Below are 15,093 nucleotides of genomic sequence, written 5' to 3' on the forward strand. Positions count from 1 at the left end.
ACCCATCGCACGCACCGCTCCTCACCGCCCGGCACGGCACCACTGCGCACGGCCGCGCCCACACCGCCCCGCACCGCGCCGGCGCGGCCGCGTCAGCCGATGTCGGGCGGGTCGATGCGGACCCGGACGGCGTCCGCCGCCGGACCGCCCTTCGCCATCCGCGCGGCCTGCGCCGACTTCAGGGCGGCCGCCAGGGCGGCTCCGCTGCCGGGCGGCACCCGGACCAGTGCCCGCTCCCCGGGGGACCCTTCCCCGCGGCGCCCGGGGAGCGGTACGGGCCCCAGGATCTCCGCGTCGGGCGGCAGCCCGGCCCCGGCCAGGAAGGCCTCGACGGCCTCGCCCCGGCCGGCCACCGCCGCCATCCGGGACACCGGCGGGAAACCGAGCTGGGACCGCTCCGCGAGCTCCCGTACGGCATGGCCCACCGGGTCCCACCGGACGAGCGCCTGGACGGGCCGCAGGGTCGGCTCGGCGACCACCACGACCTGGCCGTCGCCCCGGACCAGGGAGGCGGCCGCGATCCACCGCCGCAGCGCGTCCTCACCGGCCCGCAGGTCGGGCCGGGTCAGCATGGCCCAGCCGTCGAGCAGCAGTGCGGCCGCGTACCCGGCGCCGGCCACGACCGGCTCGGCGCCGGGGGTGCACACCACCAGCGCGGGCCGGTCCGGAACCTCGTCGAGTACGTGGTCGCGGCCGGAGGTCCGGACGGCCACGGCCGGGAAGGCCCGCCCCAGCTCCTCGGCGGTGCGCCGCGCGCCGACCACCTGGGCCCGCAGCCGGAACGACCCGCATTCCTCGCAGTGCCAGGACGGCTCGCCGCGCCCGCACCAGCCGCACCGCAGGTCCCGCTCGTCGGGGGCCTCCAGCGGTCCCGCGCAGACCGTGCAGCGGGCGGGGGTCCGGCACCGCTCGCACGCCAGCCGCGGCACATAGCCGCGCCGCGGTACCTGGACCAGTACGGGCCCGGTCTTCAGTCCTTCCCGTACGGTCTCCCAGGCCAGGCTCGGCAGGCGTGCGGCCCGGGCGGCCTCGTCGCGGGCGAGCAGTTCGTCCCCGACGGTCCGGATCCGGGGCGCGCAGGCCCGTACGGTCTCGCGGTCGGCGATCAGGGGCCTGGCCCAGCCGGACTCGACCAGCTGGGCGGCCTCCACGGTGCAGCTCGTGCTGCCCGCGAGGAAGCCGCAGCCGTCGCTCACGGCGCGCAGTTCCAGGACCTCGCGGACGTGCGGGAAGGGTGCGTTGTCGTCGCTGTGGCTGGAGTCGCCGTCGTCCCAGACGGCGACCAGTCCGAGGTCCCGTACGGGTGCGAACATCGCGGCCCGGGTGCCGATGACGGCCCGCACGGAGCCGCGGTGCACGGCCAGCCACTGGCGGTAGCGCTTCTCGGGCCCCGACTCGGCGGTCAGCAGGGCGTGCCGGCCTTCGCCGAGGAGGGCGGTCAGCGCGTCGTCGACGCGGGCGGCGGTCCGCCCGTCGGGGAGCACGGCGAGGGCCCCGCGCCCGGAGGCCAGGGTGGCGGCCATGGCGCGGGCGAGTTCGTCGGCCCAGCCGGGGCCGGGCAGTGCGGTCCACACGGCGCGCGGGGCGGCGCCCGTGGCGAGGGCGCGCAGGAAGCCGGGGCCGGAGCCGTACCGCTCCCAGCCGCCGGGCTCGGGGGCGGCGGGCGGCGGCAGCGGCTCCGGGGAGGGCTTGGCCTCGGCCTTGGCGTTGCGCGGAGGCAGGGCGAGCTGGAGCACGTCGGCGAGGCTGCCGGCGTACCGGTCGGCGACGGCGCGGGCCAGGGCGAGCATGCGGGGGCTGAGGACCACCTCGGGCGAGACCACGTGGGCGAGGGCGGCCAGTGCGCCTTCGTAGTCGGACTCGGCGCGGCGCTCGACGATGAAGCCGTCGATGAGGCTGCCGCCCTCGCGGCGGCCGCCGCGTACGTGGTGGGAGCCGGCGCCGAAGCGGACGCGGACGCGGACGCCGGGCTGGGCGGCCTCGGAGAGCTCGGCGGGCACGGCGTAGTCGAAGGTCCGGTCGAGGTGGAGCACGCCCTTGTTCACGAGGACCCGGGCGACGGGCAGCTCCTCGGCCAGGGCCGCGCCCCGCCAGGTGCGCGGCTTCGCCTTGGGCGCCTTGGCCTTCGCCTCGGCGACCATCTCCCGGATCAGCGCGAGCTGCTCCGGCGGGCCCCCCGCGTCGGTCTCGCTCTCGCCGTTGTCGCTGCTCACAGCAGCATTCTTACAAACGGCACCGACAGCGGACGCTCTCCCGGCACCGAGGTGGGCGGCGCGGGCAGCGGCTGTCCGACGCGATACGGCCCCGGACCAGCGAGGGTCCGGGGCCGTACGTGTCCGCCGTGGGGCGGGGTGTGCCTACAGGCCGGCGGCCGCGCGCAGCGCGTCCACGCGGTCGGTGCGCTCCCAGGTGAAGTCCGGCAGCTCACGGCCGAAGTGGCCGTAGGCGGCGGTCTGGGCGTAGATCGGGCGCAGCAGGTCCAGGTCGCGGATGATCGCGGCCGGGCGCAGGTCGAAGACCTCGCCGATCGCGTCCTCGATCTTCTGGACCTCGACCTTGGCGGTGCCGAAGGTCTCGACGAAGAGACCGACGGGCTCGGCCTTGCCGATGGCGTACGCGACCTGGACCTCGCAGCGCGAGGCGAGGCCGGCGGCGACCACGTTCTTGGCGACCCAGCGCATGGCGTAGGCGGCGGAGCGGTCGACCTTCGACGGGTCCTTGCCGGAGAAGGCGCCGCCGCCGTGCCGGGCCATGCCGCCGTAGGTGTCGATGATGATCTTGCGGCCGGTGAGGCCGGCGTCGCCCATCGGGCCGCCGATCTCGAAGCGGCCGGTCGGGTTCACCAGGAGGCGGTAGCCCTCGGTGTCGAGCTTGATGCCGTCCTCGACGAGCTGGGCCAGGACGTGCTCGACGACGAACTCGCGGATGTCGGGCGCGAGCAGCGAGTCGAGGTCGATGTCCGAGGCGTGCTGGGAGGACACCACGACGGTGTCCAGGCGCACGGCCTTGTCGCCGTCGTACTCGATGGTGACCTGGGTCTTGCCGTCGGGGCGCAGGTACGGGATGGTCCCGTTCTTGCGGACCTCGGAGAGCCGACGCGACAGACGGTGCGCGATGTGGATCGGCAGCGGCATGAGCTCGGGGGTCTCGTCGCATGCGTAGCCGAACATCAGGCCCTGGTCGCCGGCGCCCTGCTTGTCCAGCTCGTCCTCGTCGCCCTCGACGCGCTTCTCGTAGGCGGTGTCGACGCCCTGCGCGATGTCCGGGGACTGGGCGCCGATGGACACCGACACGCCGCAGGAGGCGCCGTCGAAGCCCTTCTTCGAGGAGTCGTAGCCGATTTCGAGGATCTTGTCCCGGACGAGCTGCGCGATCGGCGCGTAGGCCTTCGTCGTCACCTCTCCCGCGATGTGCACGAGACCCGTGGTGATGAGGGTCTCCACGGCGACGCGCGAGGTGGGGTCCTCGGTGAGGAGCGCGTCGAGGATCGTGTCGCTGATCTGGTCAGCGATCTTGTCGGGGTGGCCCTCGGTGACGGACTCCGAGGTGAACAGACGACGGGACACAACGCTCCCTGGGGTTGCAGCGGCTGCTGGCTGATCATTTGGCGGAACCACATCGGGGGCTGCGCCCGATCACGTTCCGGATGCAGTTTATCGGTCGCCACCGTTTCCTGGACCACCCGTCTCGCCTTATGGGAGCCGTGTGACCTGCGGCACTCCCATTCTTGCGCACGGAGGTGACCTGGAGAAGAGGAACGGACTCAGGCGCGTCGCGGCTCCAGGCGGACCGCCACCTGGTCCCACATCACGTCAGCCAAGGCTTCCTTCGGACCATAGGGCACCTGAGTCTCAGTGCCGTCAGAGGCCAGGATGACCGCTTCATTCTCCTCGGAACCAAAGGTTCGGGTCTCCCCGACCTCGTTCACGACGAGCAGGTCGCAGCCTTTTCGGGCGAGCTTCGCGCGGCCGTTCGCGAGGACGTCGTCGGTCTCGGCGGCGAATCCCACGATCACCTGTCCGGCCCTCGCGCGATCGGCCGAGAGCTCCGCGAGAACGTCCGGATTGCGTACGAGCGCCACCGGCGCCGGCTCCTGTCCGTCCTTCTTCTTGATCTTTCCGCTCGCGTATTCGGCGGGCCGGAAATCGGCGACGGCCGCGGCCATCACCACGGCGTCGGCGTCCGCGGCGGCCTTGAGCACGGCCTCCCGCAGCTGCACGGCCGTCCCCACGCGTACGACGTCCACCCCGGCCGGGTCGGCCAGCGCGGCGTTGGCCGAGACCAGGGTGACCCGGGCCCCCCGGGCGACCGCGGTACGGGCGAGGGCGTAGCCCTGCTTGCCGGAGGAGCGGTTGCCGAGGAATCGGACGGGGTCCAGCGGCTCCCGCGTTCCGCCCGCGCTGATCACCACGTGCCGCCCGGCGAGGTCCGCCTCGGCCACTCCTCGGGCCAGGACGCGGCGGCAGACCTCGAAGATCTCCTCGGGGTCGGGCAGCCGCCCCTTGCCGGTGTCCTTGCCCGTGAGCCGGCCGACGGCGGGTTCGATGACGAGAGCACCGCGGCGGCGCAGTGTGGCCACGTTCTCCTGGGTGGCGGGGTGCTCCCACATCTCGGTGTGCATGGCCGGGGCGAAGACCACCGGACAGCGGGCGGTGAGCAGGGTGTTCGTGAGCAGGTCGTCGGCGAGTCCGTGGGCGGCCTTGGCCAGCAGGTCGGCCGTGGCGGGGGCGACGACGACGAGGTCGGCGGACTGCCCGATGCGCACGTGCGGCACCTCGTGGACGGATTCCCAGACCTCGGTGGAGGCCGGGTTCCCGGAGAGGGCGGACCAGGTGGCCTCCCCGACGAAGTTCAGGGAGGAGGCCGTGGGCACCACCCGCACGTCGTGGCCGGACTCGGTCAGCCGGCGCAGCAGCTCGCACGCCTTGTAGGCGGCGATGCCACCGCTGACTCCCAGTACGACCTTCGGCTTGTCCACCACGTACTTCCCTTCGACGGCTGCGACGCGTTCGGCTCTGATCGTCGTCGTACCCACCCATGACACACCACAGGCCCGGCAGATGTTCTGCCGGGCCTGTGGTGAAAGGGCTTCTGGCGCTCTACTGGGCCGGGGCCTCGATGGCCTCGGAGGTCAGCAGACCGGCGTTGATCTCGCGCAGCGCGATCGAAAGCGGCTTCTCGTGGACGTGGGTGTCCACCAGCGGGCCGACGTACTCGAGCAGGCCCTCACCGAGCTGCGAGTAGTACGCGTTGATCTGACGCGCGCGCTTGGCCGCGTAGATCACGAGGCTGTACTTCGAGTCGGTAGCCTCGAGCAGCTCGTCGATCGGCGGGTTGATGATGCCCTCGGGCGCGGTGATGGAAGAGGACACGCTCTACCTTCCGAAGATGGGTGAAAGATTGGGCCGTCCTGGAATCGACCGAATCAAGAAGATCGATCAACGATCAGACAACTGCCATCAAGGCTAGCAGCTCACGGGCTACGTCCTCGACGGAGGTGTTGACCAGGGTGGTGTCGAACTCGGATTCGGCAGCGAGTTCGATCTTGGCGGCGGCCAGCCGGCGCTCGATGACCTCCGCCGATTCGGTGCCCCGGCCGGTCAGCCGGCGGACGAGCTCGTCCCAGCTCGGCGGAGCCAGGAAGACCAGCTGGGCGTCGGGCTTGGACTCGCGGACGAGCCGTGCGCCCTGGAGGTCGATCTCCAGCAGCACCGGTTCGCCGTTGTCCAGGCGTTCCAGCACCGCGCCGCGGGGGGTGCCGTAGCGGTTGCCCGCGAACTCGGCCCACTCCAGCAGCTCGCCGTTGGCGATCAGCTTGTCGAACTCGTCGTCATTGACGAAGAAGTAGTGGACTCCGTGTCGCTCACCGGGCCGCGGCTTGCGGGTGGTGGCCGACACCGAGAGCCATACCTCGGGGTGAACCTTGCGCATATGCGCGACGACCGTGCTCTTGCCGACCCCTGAAGGGCCGGAGAGCACGGTCAGCCGCGGACGAACCTCTGCTGCCATAGAGCGATTATCCAGGTTCTCGGGACTGCCTGAGAACGCCGGGAGAACTTCAGGCGACGCCTCAGGCGCCGGTGCTGCCGAACTCGCGCTCCAGAGAGGCGATCTGGTTGGAACCGAGACCTCGGACACGCCGGGACTCGGAGATGCCGAGACGCTCCATGATCTGCTTGGCGCGCACCTTGCCCACGCCCGGCAGGGACTCCAGCAGGGCGGAGACCTTCATCTTGCCGATGACGTCGTTCTCCTGGCCCGTCTTGATGACCTCTTGGAGCGAGGCACCGGAGTGCTTGAGTCGATTCTTGACCTCGGCCCGCTCCCGGCGAGCCGCGGCGGCCTTTTCGAGCGCGGCTGCGCGCTGTTCAGGGGTAAGGGGCGGAAGAGCCACGCCTACGTCACCTCGGATGTCGAACTGTCGGATACGGACCGGTGGGCAGCCCGAAGGCACCACACCTGGCGAGCTCCCGAACAGCGATCGAAACGCGTTCGCTGCACGTTCACTCTGGTCGGAGACTAGCGGCCAACAACGCTCCAGTCAGCGAGAACGGACGAAAAGTCCTGGTCAGCCTCCACTGAACCGTACATCACGGACAAAATACCCCGGTTTTGTCCGATGAAGAGCGTTCGAGTTTCGCCAAGAAGTGCGAGAGGCCGAGCCGCGGAGGTGCGGACGGCCTCTCCGGAGGACCGGATCACGCGGTGACGGCCGCGTGGATCTCGTCCGCGAAGCGCCGCGCCGAGTCGCGCAGGGCACTCACGTCCGGACCGTGCTTCAGGACTCCCCGCGAGACGTTCGGGACCACGTTGCGCACGGCCTTGCCGAAGACACCCGGCAGGTCCGCCGCCGTCGCGCCCTGCGCGCCGATGCCGGGGGCCAGCAGCGGCCCGTTGATGTCGAGGTCGAAGGAGGACAGATCACCCAGTGTGGCGCCGACCACCGCGCCGAAGGAGCCCATGGGCGCGGCGTCCGCGTTCTCCGCCGCCAGGTGCGCCAGCATCGTCGCGCCGATCGTCCGGCCGTCCTCGCGGACCGCCCGCTGGACCTCGGCGCCCTCCGGGTTCGAGGTCAGCGCCAGGACGAACAGGCCCGCGCCCGACTCCCGGGCCAGGTCGACCGCCGGCTTCAGCGATCCGTAGCCCAGGTACGGGGAGACGGTGAGCGCGTCGGAGAACAGCGGCGACGCCGGGTCCAGGAAGGCCGAGGCGTACGCCGCCATGGTCGAGCCGATGTCACCGCGCTTCGCGTCCATGACGACCAGGGTCCCGGCCGCCCGGGCGTCCGCGACGGCCCGCTCCAGGACGGCGACGCCCCGGGAGCCGAACCGCTCGAAGAAGGCCGCCTGGGGCTTGAAGACCGCCACCGACTCGGCGAGCGCCTCGACGACCGTGCGGGAGAACCGCTCCAGGCCCGCGATGTCGTCCTGCAGGCCCCACTGGGCCAGCAGGGCGGCGTGCGGGTCGATGCCGACGCACAGCGGACCCCGGGAGTCCATCGCCGCGCGCAGGCGGGTGCCGAACGGGGTCACAGTCACTTGGTGGCCTTTCGGGTCTCGGCGCCCACCGCTTCGGCGAGCGTCGCGTACGGGCTGTTGGCCAGGCGCGCGGCGAGGCCCTTGTGGATGGCGCGGGCGTAGAACGGGCCCTCGTAGATGAAGGCGCTGTAGCCCTGGATCAGCGTGGCGCCGGCCAGGATCCGCTGCCAGGCGTCCTCGGCGTTCTCGATGCCGCCGACCCCGACCAGGACCAGGCGGTCCCCCACGCGGGCGTACAGGCGGCGCAGGACCTCCAGCGAGCGCTCCTTGACCGGGGCGCCGGAGAGCCCGCCGGTCTCCTTCACCAGGGACGGGGCGGACTTCAGGCCCAGCCCCTCGCGGGCGATGGTGGTGTTCGTCGCGATGATGCCGTCGAGGCCCAGCTCCAGGGCCAGGTCGGCAACCGCGTCGACGTCCTCGTCCGCCAGGTCGGGCGCGATCTTCACCAGGAGCGGCACCCGGCGGCCGGTCACCGTACGGTCGGCTGCCTCGCGCACGGCCGTCAGCAGCGGGCGCAGCGACTCGGTGGCCTGGAGGTTGCGCAGGCCCGGGGTGTTCGGGGAGGAGACGTTCACCACGAGGTAGTCGGCGTGCCGGGCGAGGCGCTCGGTGGAGGTGACGTAGTCCCCGACGGCCTCCTCCTCGGGCACGACCTTCGTCTTGCCGATGTTGACGCCGACGACCGTCTTGAAGACGGCCTCGCGGGCGGCCAGGCGGGCCGCCACGGCCGCCGAGCCCTCGTTGTTGAAGCCCATGCGGTTGATCAGCGCGCGGTCCGCCACGAGGCGGAAGAGGCGCTTCTTGGGGTTGCCGGGCTGGGGCTCGGCCGTGACCGTGCCGATCTCGACGTGGTCGAAGCCGAGCATCGACATGCCGTCGATGGCGACGGCGTTCTTGTCGAAGCCCGCGGCGAGGCCGAAGGGGCCGTGCATGCGCAGGCCGAGGGCCTCGGTGCGGAGCTCCTCGTAGCGCGGGGCCAGGGCGGCCGCGGCGAAGGTGCGCAGCACGGGGGTGCGGGCGGCCAGGCGGATCCAGCGGAAGGCCAGGTAGTGGGCCTGTTCCGGGTCCATCCGCTTGAAGACCAGGTTGAAGAAGGTTTTGTACATCGTCGGAAAATCCCTCTGCGCTCGTGAAGAGGGGGACACCCGTCGTGAAACCGGTGTCCCCCTCCCCGTGTCCGGGCTGGCTGTACTGCCTGGGTCAGTCGCGGGCCGCGGTCAGGTGCTCCGCGTGCTCCTGGAGGGAGCGGACGCCCACGTCGCCTCGGTTGAGAGCGTCGATGCCCTGGACGGCGGCGGCGAGCGCCTGGACCGTGGTCAGGCAGGGGACGCTGCGGGCCACGGCCGCCGTGCGGATCTCGTAGCCGTCGAGGCGGCCGCCGGTGCCGTACGGCGTGTTGACGATCAGGTCGACCTGGCCGTCGTGGATCAGCTGGACGATGGTCTTCTCGCCGTTCGGGCCCTCGCCCTCGCTGAGCTTGCGCACGATGGTGGCGTTGATGCCGTTGCGGCGCAGGACCTCGGCGGTGCCGGAGGTGGCCATCAGCTCGAAGCCGTGGTTGACGAGCTCGCGCGCCGGGAAGATCATCGAGCGCTTGTCGCGGTTGGCTACGGAGATGAAGGCGCGGCCCTTGGTGGGCAGCGGGCCGTAGGCGCCGGCCTGCGACTTGGCGTAGGCGGTGCCGAAGACGGCGTCGATGCCCATGACCTCGCCGGTCGAGCGCATCTCCGGGCCGAGGACGGTGTCCACGCCGCGGCCGTGGATGTCGCGGAAGCGCGACCACGGCATGACGGCCTCCTTGACGGAGATCGGCGCGTCGATCGGCAGGGTGCCGCCGTCGCCGGTCTTCGGCAGCAGGCCCTCTTCGCGCAGCTCGGCGATGGTGGTGCCGAGCGAGATGCGGGCGGCGGCCTTCGCGAGCGGGACGGCGGTGGCCTTCGAGGTGAAGGGGACGGTCCGGGAGGCGCGCGGGTTGGCTTCCAGGACGTAGAGGATGTCGCCGGCCATCGCGAACTGGATGTTGATCAGGCCGCGGACGCCGACGCCCTTGGCGATGGCCTCGGTGGAGGCGCGCAGGCGCTTGATGTCGAAGCCGCCGAGGGTGATCGGGGGCAGCGCGCAGGCCGAGTCGCCGGAGTGGATGCCGGCTTCCTCGATGTGCTCCATGACGCCGCCGAGGTAGAGCTCGTGGCCGTCGTAGAGGGCGTCCACGTCGATCTCGATCGCGTCGTCGAGGAAGCGGTCGACCAGCACGGGGCGGGTCGGGGAGATCTCGGTGGACTCGGCGATGTACGACTCCAGGCGGGTCTCGTCGTAGACGATCTCCATGCCTCGGCCGCCGAGCACGTAGGACGGGCGTACGAGGACCGGGTAGCCGATCTCGTCGGCGATCGCCTTCGCGCCCGCGAAGGTGGTGGCGGTGCCGTGCTTGGGGGCCGGCAGGCCCGCGTCGGCGAGGACCTGGCCGAAGGCGCCGCGGTCCTCGGCGGCGTGGATGGCCTCCGGGGAGGTGCCGACGACGGGGACGCCGTTGTCCTTGAGGGCCTGGGCGAGACCGAGGGGGGTCTGGCCGCCGAGCTGGACGACGACACCGGCGATGGGCCCGGCCAGCGACTCGGCGTGGACGATCTCCAGCACGTCTTCCAGCGTCAGCGGCTCGAAGTACAGGCGGTCGGAGGTGTCGTAGTCGGTGGAGACGGTCTCCGGGTTGCAGTTGACCATCACGGTCTCGTAGCCGGCGTCGCTGAGGGCGAAGGAGGCGTGGACGCAGGAGTAGTCGAACTCGATGCCCTGGCCGATGCGGTTCGGGCCGGAGCCCAGGATGATCACCGCGGGCTTGGTGCGGGGCGCGACCTCGGACTCCTCGTCGTACGAGGAGTAGAAGTACGGGGTCTTCGCGGCGAACTCGGCGGCGCAGGTGTCGACCGTCTTGTAGACCGGGCGGACGCCGAGCGCGTGCCGGACCTCGCGGACGACGTCCTCGCGCAGGCCGCGGATCTCGGCGATCTGGGCGTCGGAGAAGCCGTGGCGCTTGGCCTCGGCGAGCAGCTCGGGGCCGAGCTTCTCGGCGGCGGTCAGCTCGTCCGCGATCTCCTTGATGAGGAAGAGCTGGTCGACGAACCAGGGGTCGATCTTCGTGTACTCGAAGACCTCCTCCTGGGTGGCGCCGGCGCGGATGGCCTGCATGACGGTGTTGATGCGGCCGTCGGTCGGGCGGACGGCGGTGGCGAGCAGCTCGTCCTTGTCGCCGGTGGGGCCGACGAAGGTGAACTGCGAGCCCTTCTTCTCCAGGGAGCGCAGGGCCTTCTGGAGGGCTTCGGTGAAGTTGCGGCCGATGGCCATGGCCTCGCCGACCGACTTCATGGTGGTGGTGAGGGTGGCGTCGGCGAGCGGGAACTTCTCGAAGGCGAAGCGCGGGGCCTTGACGACGACGTAGTCGAGGGTCGGCTCGAAGGAGGCCGGGGTCTGCTCGGTGATGTCGTTGGGGACCTCGTCGAGGGTGTAGCCGATGGCCAGCTTGGCGGCGATCTTGGCGATCGGGAAGCCGGTGGCCTTCGACGCGAGCGCCGAGGAGCGGGAGACGCGCGGGTTCATCTCGATGACGATGACGCGGCCGTCGGTCGGGTCGATCGCGAACTGGATGTTGCAGCCGCCGGTGTCGACGCCGACCTCACGGATGATCGCGATGCCGATGTCGCGCAGCCGCTGGTACTCGCGGTCGGTGAGGGTCATCGCGGGGGCGACGGTGATCGAGTCACCGGTGTGGACGCCCATCGGGTCGAAGTTCTCGATGGAGCAGACGACGACCACGTTGTCCTTGGTGTCGCGCATCAGCTCCAGCTCGTACTCCTTCCAGCCGAGGATGGACTCCTCCAGGAGCACCTCGGTGGTCGGGGAGAGCGTGAGGCCCTGGCCGGCGATGCGGCGCAGCTCGTCCTCGTCGTGGGCGAAGCCGGAGCCGGCGCCGCCCATGGTGAAGGAGGGGCGGACGACGACGGGGTAGCCGCCGAGGGTGTCGACGCCCTGGATGACGTCGTCCATGGAGTGGCAGATGACCGAGCGGGCGGACTCGCCGTAGCCGATCTTGGCCTTGACGGCCTCGACGACGCCCTTGAAGAGGTCGCGGTCCTCGCCCTTGTTGATGGCCTCGACGTTGGCGCCGATGAGCTCGACGCCGTACTTCTCCAGCACGCCCTGCTCGTGCATGGAGATCGCGGTGTTGAGCGCGGTCTGGCCGCCGAGGGTCGGCAGGAGCGCGTCGGGGCGCTCCTTGGCGATGATCTTCTCGACGAACTCGGGGGTGATCGGCTCGACGTACGTGGCGTCGGCGATCTCCGGGTCGGTCATGATCGTCGCGGGGTTGGAGTTCACCAGGATGACCCGCAGGCCCTCGGCCTTGAGGATGCGGCAGGCCTGGGTGCCGGAGTAGTCGAACTCGGCGGCCTGTCCGATGACGATCGGGCCGGAGCCGATGACCAGGACGGACTGGATATCGGTGCGCTTAGGCACGCTCGGCCTCCATCAGGGCGGTTTCCATCAAAGACGTGAAGCGGTCGAAGAGGTACGCGGCGTCGTGCGGGCCGGCGGCCGCCTCGGGGTGGTACTGGACGCTGAAGGCCGGCTGGTCGAGCAGCTGGAGGCCTTCGACGACGTTGTCGTTCAGGCAGACGTGGGAGACCTCGGCGCGGCCGTAGGGGGTCTCGGTGACCTTGTCGAGGGGCGCGTCGACGGCGAAGCCGTGGTTGTGCGCGGTGATCTCGACCTTGCCGGTGGTGCGGTCCTGCACCGGCTGGTTGATGCCTCGGTGGCCGTACTTCAGCTTGTAGGTGCCGAAGCCGAGCGCGCGGCCGAGGATCTGGTTGCCGAAGCAGATGCCGAAGAGCGGGGTCTTGCGGGCGAGGACGTCCTGCATGACCGAGACCGCGTGGTCGGCGGTGGCCGGGTCGCCCGGGCCGTTGGAGAAGAACACGCCGTCGGGCCGGACCGCGTAGACGTCCTCGACGGTGGCGGTGGCGGGCAGCACGTGCACCTCGATGCCGCGCTCGGCCATCCGGTGCGGGGTCATGCCCTTGATGCCGAGGTCGACCGCGGCCACGGTGAAGCGCTTCTCGCCGATGGCGGGGACGACGTACGTCTCCTTGGTGGCGACCTCGGCGGAGAGGTTCGCGCCCTTCATCTGGGGCTGTTCCTGGACCTTGGCCAGCAGGGCCGCGTCGTCGGCGACGATCGCGCCGGAGGCACCGGTGAGGGCCGTGCCGGAGAAGATGCCGACGCGCATGGCGCCGCGCTCGCGCAGGTGGCGGGTCAGGGCGCGGGTGTCGATGCCGGAGATGCCGACGACGCCCTGCTTGGCCAGCTCCTCGTCCAGCGAGCGCCGGGAGCGCCAGTTGGACGGGACGCGGGCGGGGTCGCGTACGACGTAGCCGGCCACCCAGATGCGGGAGGACTCGGGGTCCTCGTCGTTGACGCCGGTGTTGCCCACGTGCGGCGCGGTCATCACGACGACCTGCCGGTGGTACGACGGGTCGGTGAGGGTCTCCTGGTAGCCGGTCATGCCGGTGGAGAACACGGCCTCGCCGAAGGTCTCCCCCACAGCGCCGTAGGCGCGGCCGCGGAAGATCCGACCGTCCTCCAGGACGAGTACGGCGGGAGCTTTGGCTGCTCCCCTGGTGGAGGTCGTCATCGTTCGGCGCCTTCCGTCGTGATGGATGAGTTCTGTGTTACGAGCGTGTCGATGCTTCGAACCCAGGCGGCGTGTTCGGCCGCGCGGTCGGAGCGGAATCCGGAGTCGATCAGCTTGTCGCCGTGCGCCCAGGTGACGACCAGCAGACCGCCCTCGGTGAGTACCTTGCCCGCGATTCCCTTGTCGAGGCGGGCGCCGCGCAGCTGCGCGACCGGTACGAAGAAATCGCCTGCCCCCGGTCGGACCACGTCGAGGCCCGCGTCGGTGAGCGTGAGCTCGACCCGGCTGCGCAGGCCCAGACCGTGGGCGACGATCCGGTCGAGCCACTGCCCGGCGGTGGTGGACCCGTGGTACCGGCCGGTCAGGGCCAGCCGGTGCTCGGGCAGGCCGTCGGGTGCGGCGGGCAGCTCCGGCAGATCGTTCTGCAGAGCGCCGCGCCATTTCCAGCCCTGCCGCATCAGCCAGTAGACGAACGCGACGAAGACGGCCAGGCCGATCACCCACGCCATGCGGGCACCGAAGCTGGTCACCTCCGCCGACTGTCGTTCGGCGGCCTCGGCGGCCAGTTGGATTACTGCAGGTGTCACGCCAGTTTCCCGTCCACGACCGTTGCCCGGCCCCGCAGGAAGGTATGAGTGACGCGCCCCGGCAGCTCACGGCCCTCGTAAGGCGTGTTGCGGCTGCGGGAGGCGAAGTGTGCGGGGTCCACGACACCACGGTACGAGGTGTCGACCAAGGTCAGGTTCGCGGGTTCACCTGCCGAGACGGGACGGCCGTGGTTCCCCAGGCTGCCGATGCGCGCCGGAGCGAAGGACATCCGCTCGGCGACTCCCGCCCAGTCGAGCAGTCCGGTCTCGACCATCGTCTGCTGGACGACGGAGAGCGCGGTCTCCAGGCCGACCATGCCCATGGCGGCGGCGGCCCATTCGCAGTCCTTGTCCTCGTGCGGGTGCGGGGCGTGGTCGGTGGCGACGATGTCGATCGTGCCGTCGGCGAGCGCCTCGCGCAGGGCCAGCACGTCGCGCTCGGTGCGCAGCGGCGGGTTGACCTTGTAGACCGCGTTGTACGAGCGCACGAGCTCGTCGGTGAGGAGGAGGTGGTGCGGGGTGACCTCGGCGGTGACGTCGATGCCGCGGGACTTGGCCCAGCGGACGATCTCGACGGATCCCGCGGTGGAGAGGTGGCAGATGTGGACGCGGGAGCCGACGTGCTCGGCGAGCAGGACGTCACGGGCGATGATCGACTCCTCGGCGACGGCGGGCCAGCCGCCGAGACCGAGTTCCGCGGAGACGACGCCCTCGTTCATCTGGGCGCCCTCGGTGAGCCGGGGCTCCTGGGCGTGCTGGGCGACGACGCCGCCGAAGGCCTTCACGTACTCCAGGGCGCGGCGCATGATCACCGCGTCGTCGACGCACTTGCCGTCGTCGGAGAAGACGGTGACGTTGGCGGCGGACTCGTGCATGGCGCCCAGCTCGGAGAGCTGCTTGCCCTCCAGGCCGACGGTGACGGCGCCGATGGGCTGCACGTCGCAGTAGCCGGACTCCTTGCCCAGGCGCCACACCTGCTCGACGACGCCGGCGGTGTCGGCGACGGGGAAGGTGTTCGCCATGGCGAACACGGCGGTGTAGCCGCCGGAGGCGGCCGCGCGGGTGCCGGTGAGGACCGTCTCGGAGTCCTCGCGGCCGGGCTCGCGCAGGTGGGTGTGCAGGTCGACGAGGCCGGGGAGGAGGACCTGGCCCTCCGCCTCGATGACGGTCGCGCCTTCGGCGGAGAGGTTCTGCCCGACCTCGGCGATGGTCTCGCCGTCGATCAGGACGTCCTGCGCCTGGCCGCCGAGTACCTTCGCGCCACGGATAAGGATCTTGCTCATGG

Annotated in this window: 12 protein-coding genes; all 12 read right to left on the bottom strand. The window is 71.1% G+C overall.

The window, feature by feature from the left end:
- Nucleotides 1-92: 92 nt before the first annotated feature.
- The 12 genes from DEJ51_RS05455 to DEJ51_RS05510 all read right to left on the bottom strand — a co-directional run bounded on the left by DEJ51_RS05455 (nucleotide 93) and on the right by DEJ51_RS05510 (nucleotide 15,091).
- Nucleotides 93-2,213 (bottom strand): primosomal protein N', encoded by a 2,121-nt coding sequence (locus tag DEJ51_RS05455; protein ID WP_150256562.1) that lies wholly within the window; start codon nucleotides 2,211-2,213, stop codon nucleotides 93-95.
- 144 nt (nucleotides 2,214-2,357) lie between these two features.
- The gene (gene metK / locus DEJ51_RS05460) at nucleotides 2,358-3,566 is read right to left on the bottom strand and encodes a methionine adenosyltransferase (RefSeq protein WP_030965755.1); all 1,209 of its coding nucleotides are present in this window, start codon (nucleotides 3,564-3,566) and stop codon (nucleotides 2,358-2,360) included.
- A gap of 197 nt (nucleotides 3,567-3,763) precedes the next feature.
- A complete protein-coding gene (gene coaBC, locus DEJ51_RS05465; RefSeq protein WP_190620879.1) occupies nucleotides 3,764-4,978 on the bottom strand; it encodes a bifunctional phosphopantothenoylcysteine decarboxylase/phosphopantothenate--cysteine ligase CoaBC in 1,215 nt (404 codons plus the stop codon).
- A gap of 121 nt (nucleotides 4,979-5,099) precedes the next feature.
- Nucleotides 5,100-5,372: a DNA-directed RNA polymerase subunit omega gene (gene rpoZ / locus DEJ51_RS05470; protein WP_004948662.1), complete on the bottom strand. Its 273-nt coding sequence runs from the start codon at nucleotides 5,370-5,372 to the stop codon at nucleotides 5,100-5,102.
- Between the two features lie 73 nt (nucleotides 5,373-5,445).
- A complete protein-coding gene (gene gmk, locus DEJ51_RS05475; protein ID WP_030008745.1) occupies nucleotides 5,446-6,009 on the bottom strand; it encodes a guanylate kinase in 564 nt (187 codons plus the stop codon).
- Nucleotides 6,010-6,070: 61 nt separating this feature from the next.
- Complete coding sequence (locus tag DEJ51_RS05480) at nucleotides 6,071-6,394, bottom strand: integration host factor (RefSeq protein ID WP_030008746.1); 324 nt, start codon at nucleotides 6,392-6,394, stop codon at nucleotides 6,071-6,073.
- 304 nt (nucleotides 6,395-6,698) lie between these two features.
- Nucleotides 6,699-7,538 (bottom strand): orotidine-5'-phosphate decarboxylase, encoded by an 840-nt coding sequence (gene pyrF / locus DEJ51_RS05485; protein ID WP_150256564.1) that lies wholly within the window; start codon nucleotides 7,536-7,538, stop codon nucleotides 6,699-6,701.
- Nucleotides 7,535-8,644, bottom strand: coding sequence for a quinone-dependent dihydroorotate dehydrogenase (locus DEJ51_RS05490; protein WP_150256565.1), 1,110 nt, complete (start codon nucleotides 8,642-8,644; stop codon nucleotides 7,535-7,537). The genes pyrF and DEJ51_RS05490 overlap by 4 nt, the downstream gene beginning before the upstream one ends.
- 94 nt (nucleotides 8,645-8,738) lie before the next feature.
- Nucleotides 8,739-12,047 carry a carbamoyl-phosphate synthase large subunit gene (carB, locus tag DEJ51_RS05495; protein ID WP_150256566.1) on the bottom strand — a complete coding sequence of 1,103 codons (3,309 nt, stop codon included), beginning with the start codon at nucleotides 12,045-12,047 and terminating at the stop codon, nucleotides 8,739-8,741.
- Complete coding sequence (gene carA, locus DEJ51_RS05500) at nucleotides 12,040-13,221, bottom strand: glutamine-hydrolyzing carbamoyl-phosphate synthase small subunit (RefSeq protein ID WP_150256567.1); 1,182 nt, start codon at nucleotides 13,219-13,221, stop codon at nucleotides 12,040-12,042. The genes carB and carA overlap by 8 nt, the downstream gene beginning before the upstream one ends.
- Complete coding sequence (locus tag DEJ51_RS05505; RefSeq protein WP_150256568.1) at nucleotides 13,218-13,808, bottom strand: hypothetical protein; 591 nt, start codon at nucleotides 13,806-13,808, stop codon at nucleotides 13,218-13,220. Before DEJ51_RS05505 ends, carA begins: the two co-directional genes overlap by 4 nt.
- Nucleotides 13,805-15,091 (bottom strand): dihydroorotase, encoded by a 1,287-nt coding sequence (locus DEJ51_RS05510; RefSeq protein ID WP_150256569.1) that lies wholly within the window; start codon nucleotides 15,089-15,091, stop codon nucleotides 13,805-13,807. Before DEJ51_RS05510 ends, DEJ51_RS05505 begins: the two co-directional genes overlap by 4 nt.
- Nucleotides 15,092-15,093: the final 2 nt, after the last annotated feature.

The organism is Streptomyces venezuelae (assembly GCF_008642275.1).
Lineage (GTDB): Bacteria > Actinomycetota > Actinomycetes > Streptomycetales > Streptomycetaceae > Streptomyces > Streptomyces venezuelae_E.

What these genes read in the sequence shown, in the direction of transcription:
- DEJ51_RS05490 (WP_150256565.1), bottom strand. Translation starts at nt 8,644, where the DNA reads ATGTACAAAACCTTCTTCAACCTGGTCTTCAAGCGGATGGACCCGGAA.
- gmk (WP_030008745.1), bottom strand. Translation starts at nt 6,009, where the DNA reads ATGGCAGCAGAGGTTCGTCCGCGGCTGACCGTGCTCTCCGGCCCTTCA.
- DEJ51_RS05510 (WP_150256569.1), bottom strand. Translation starts at nt 15,091, where the DNA reads ATGAGCAAGATCCTTATCCGTGGCGCGAAGGTACTCGGCGGCCAGGCG.
- carA (WP_150256567.1), bottom strand. Translation starts at nt 13,221, where the DNA reads ATGACGACCTCCACCAGGGGAGCAGCCAAAGCTCCCGCCGTACTCGTC.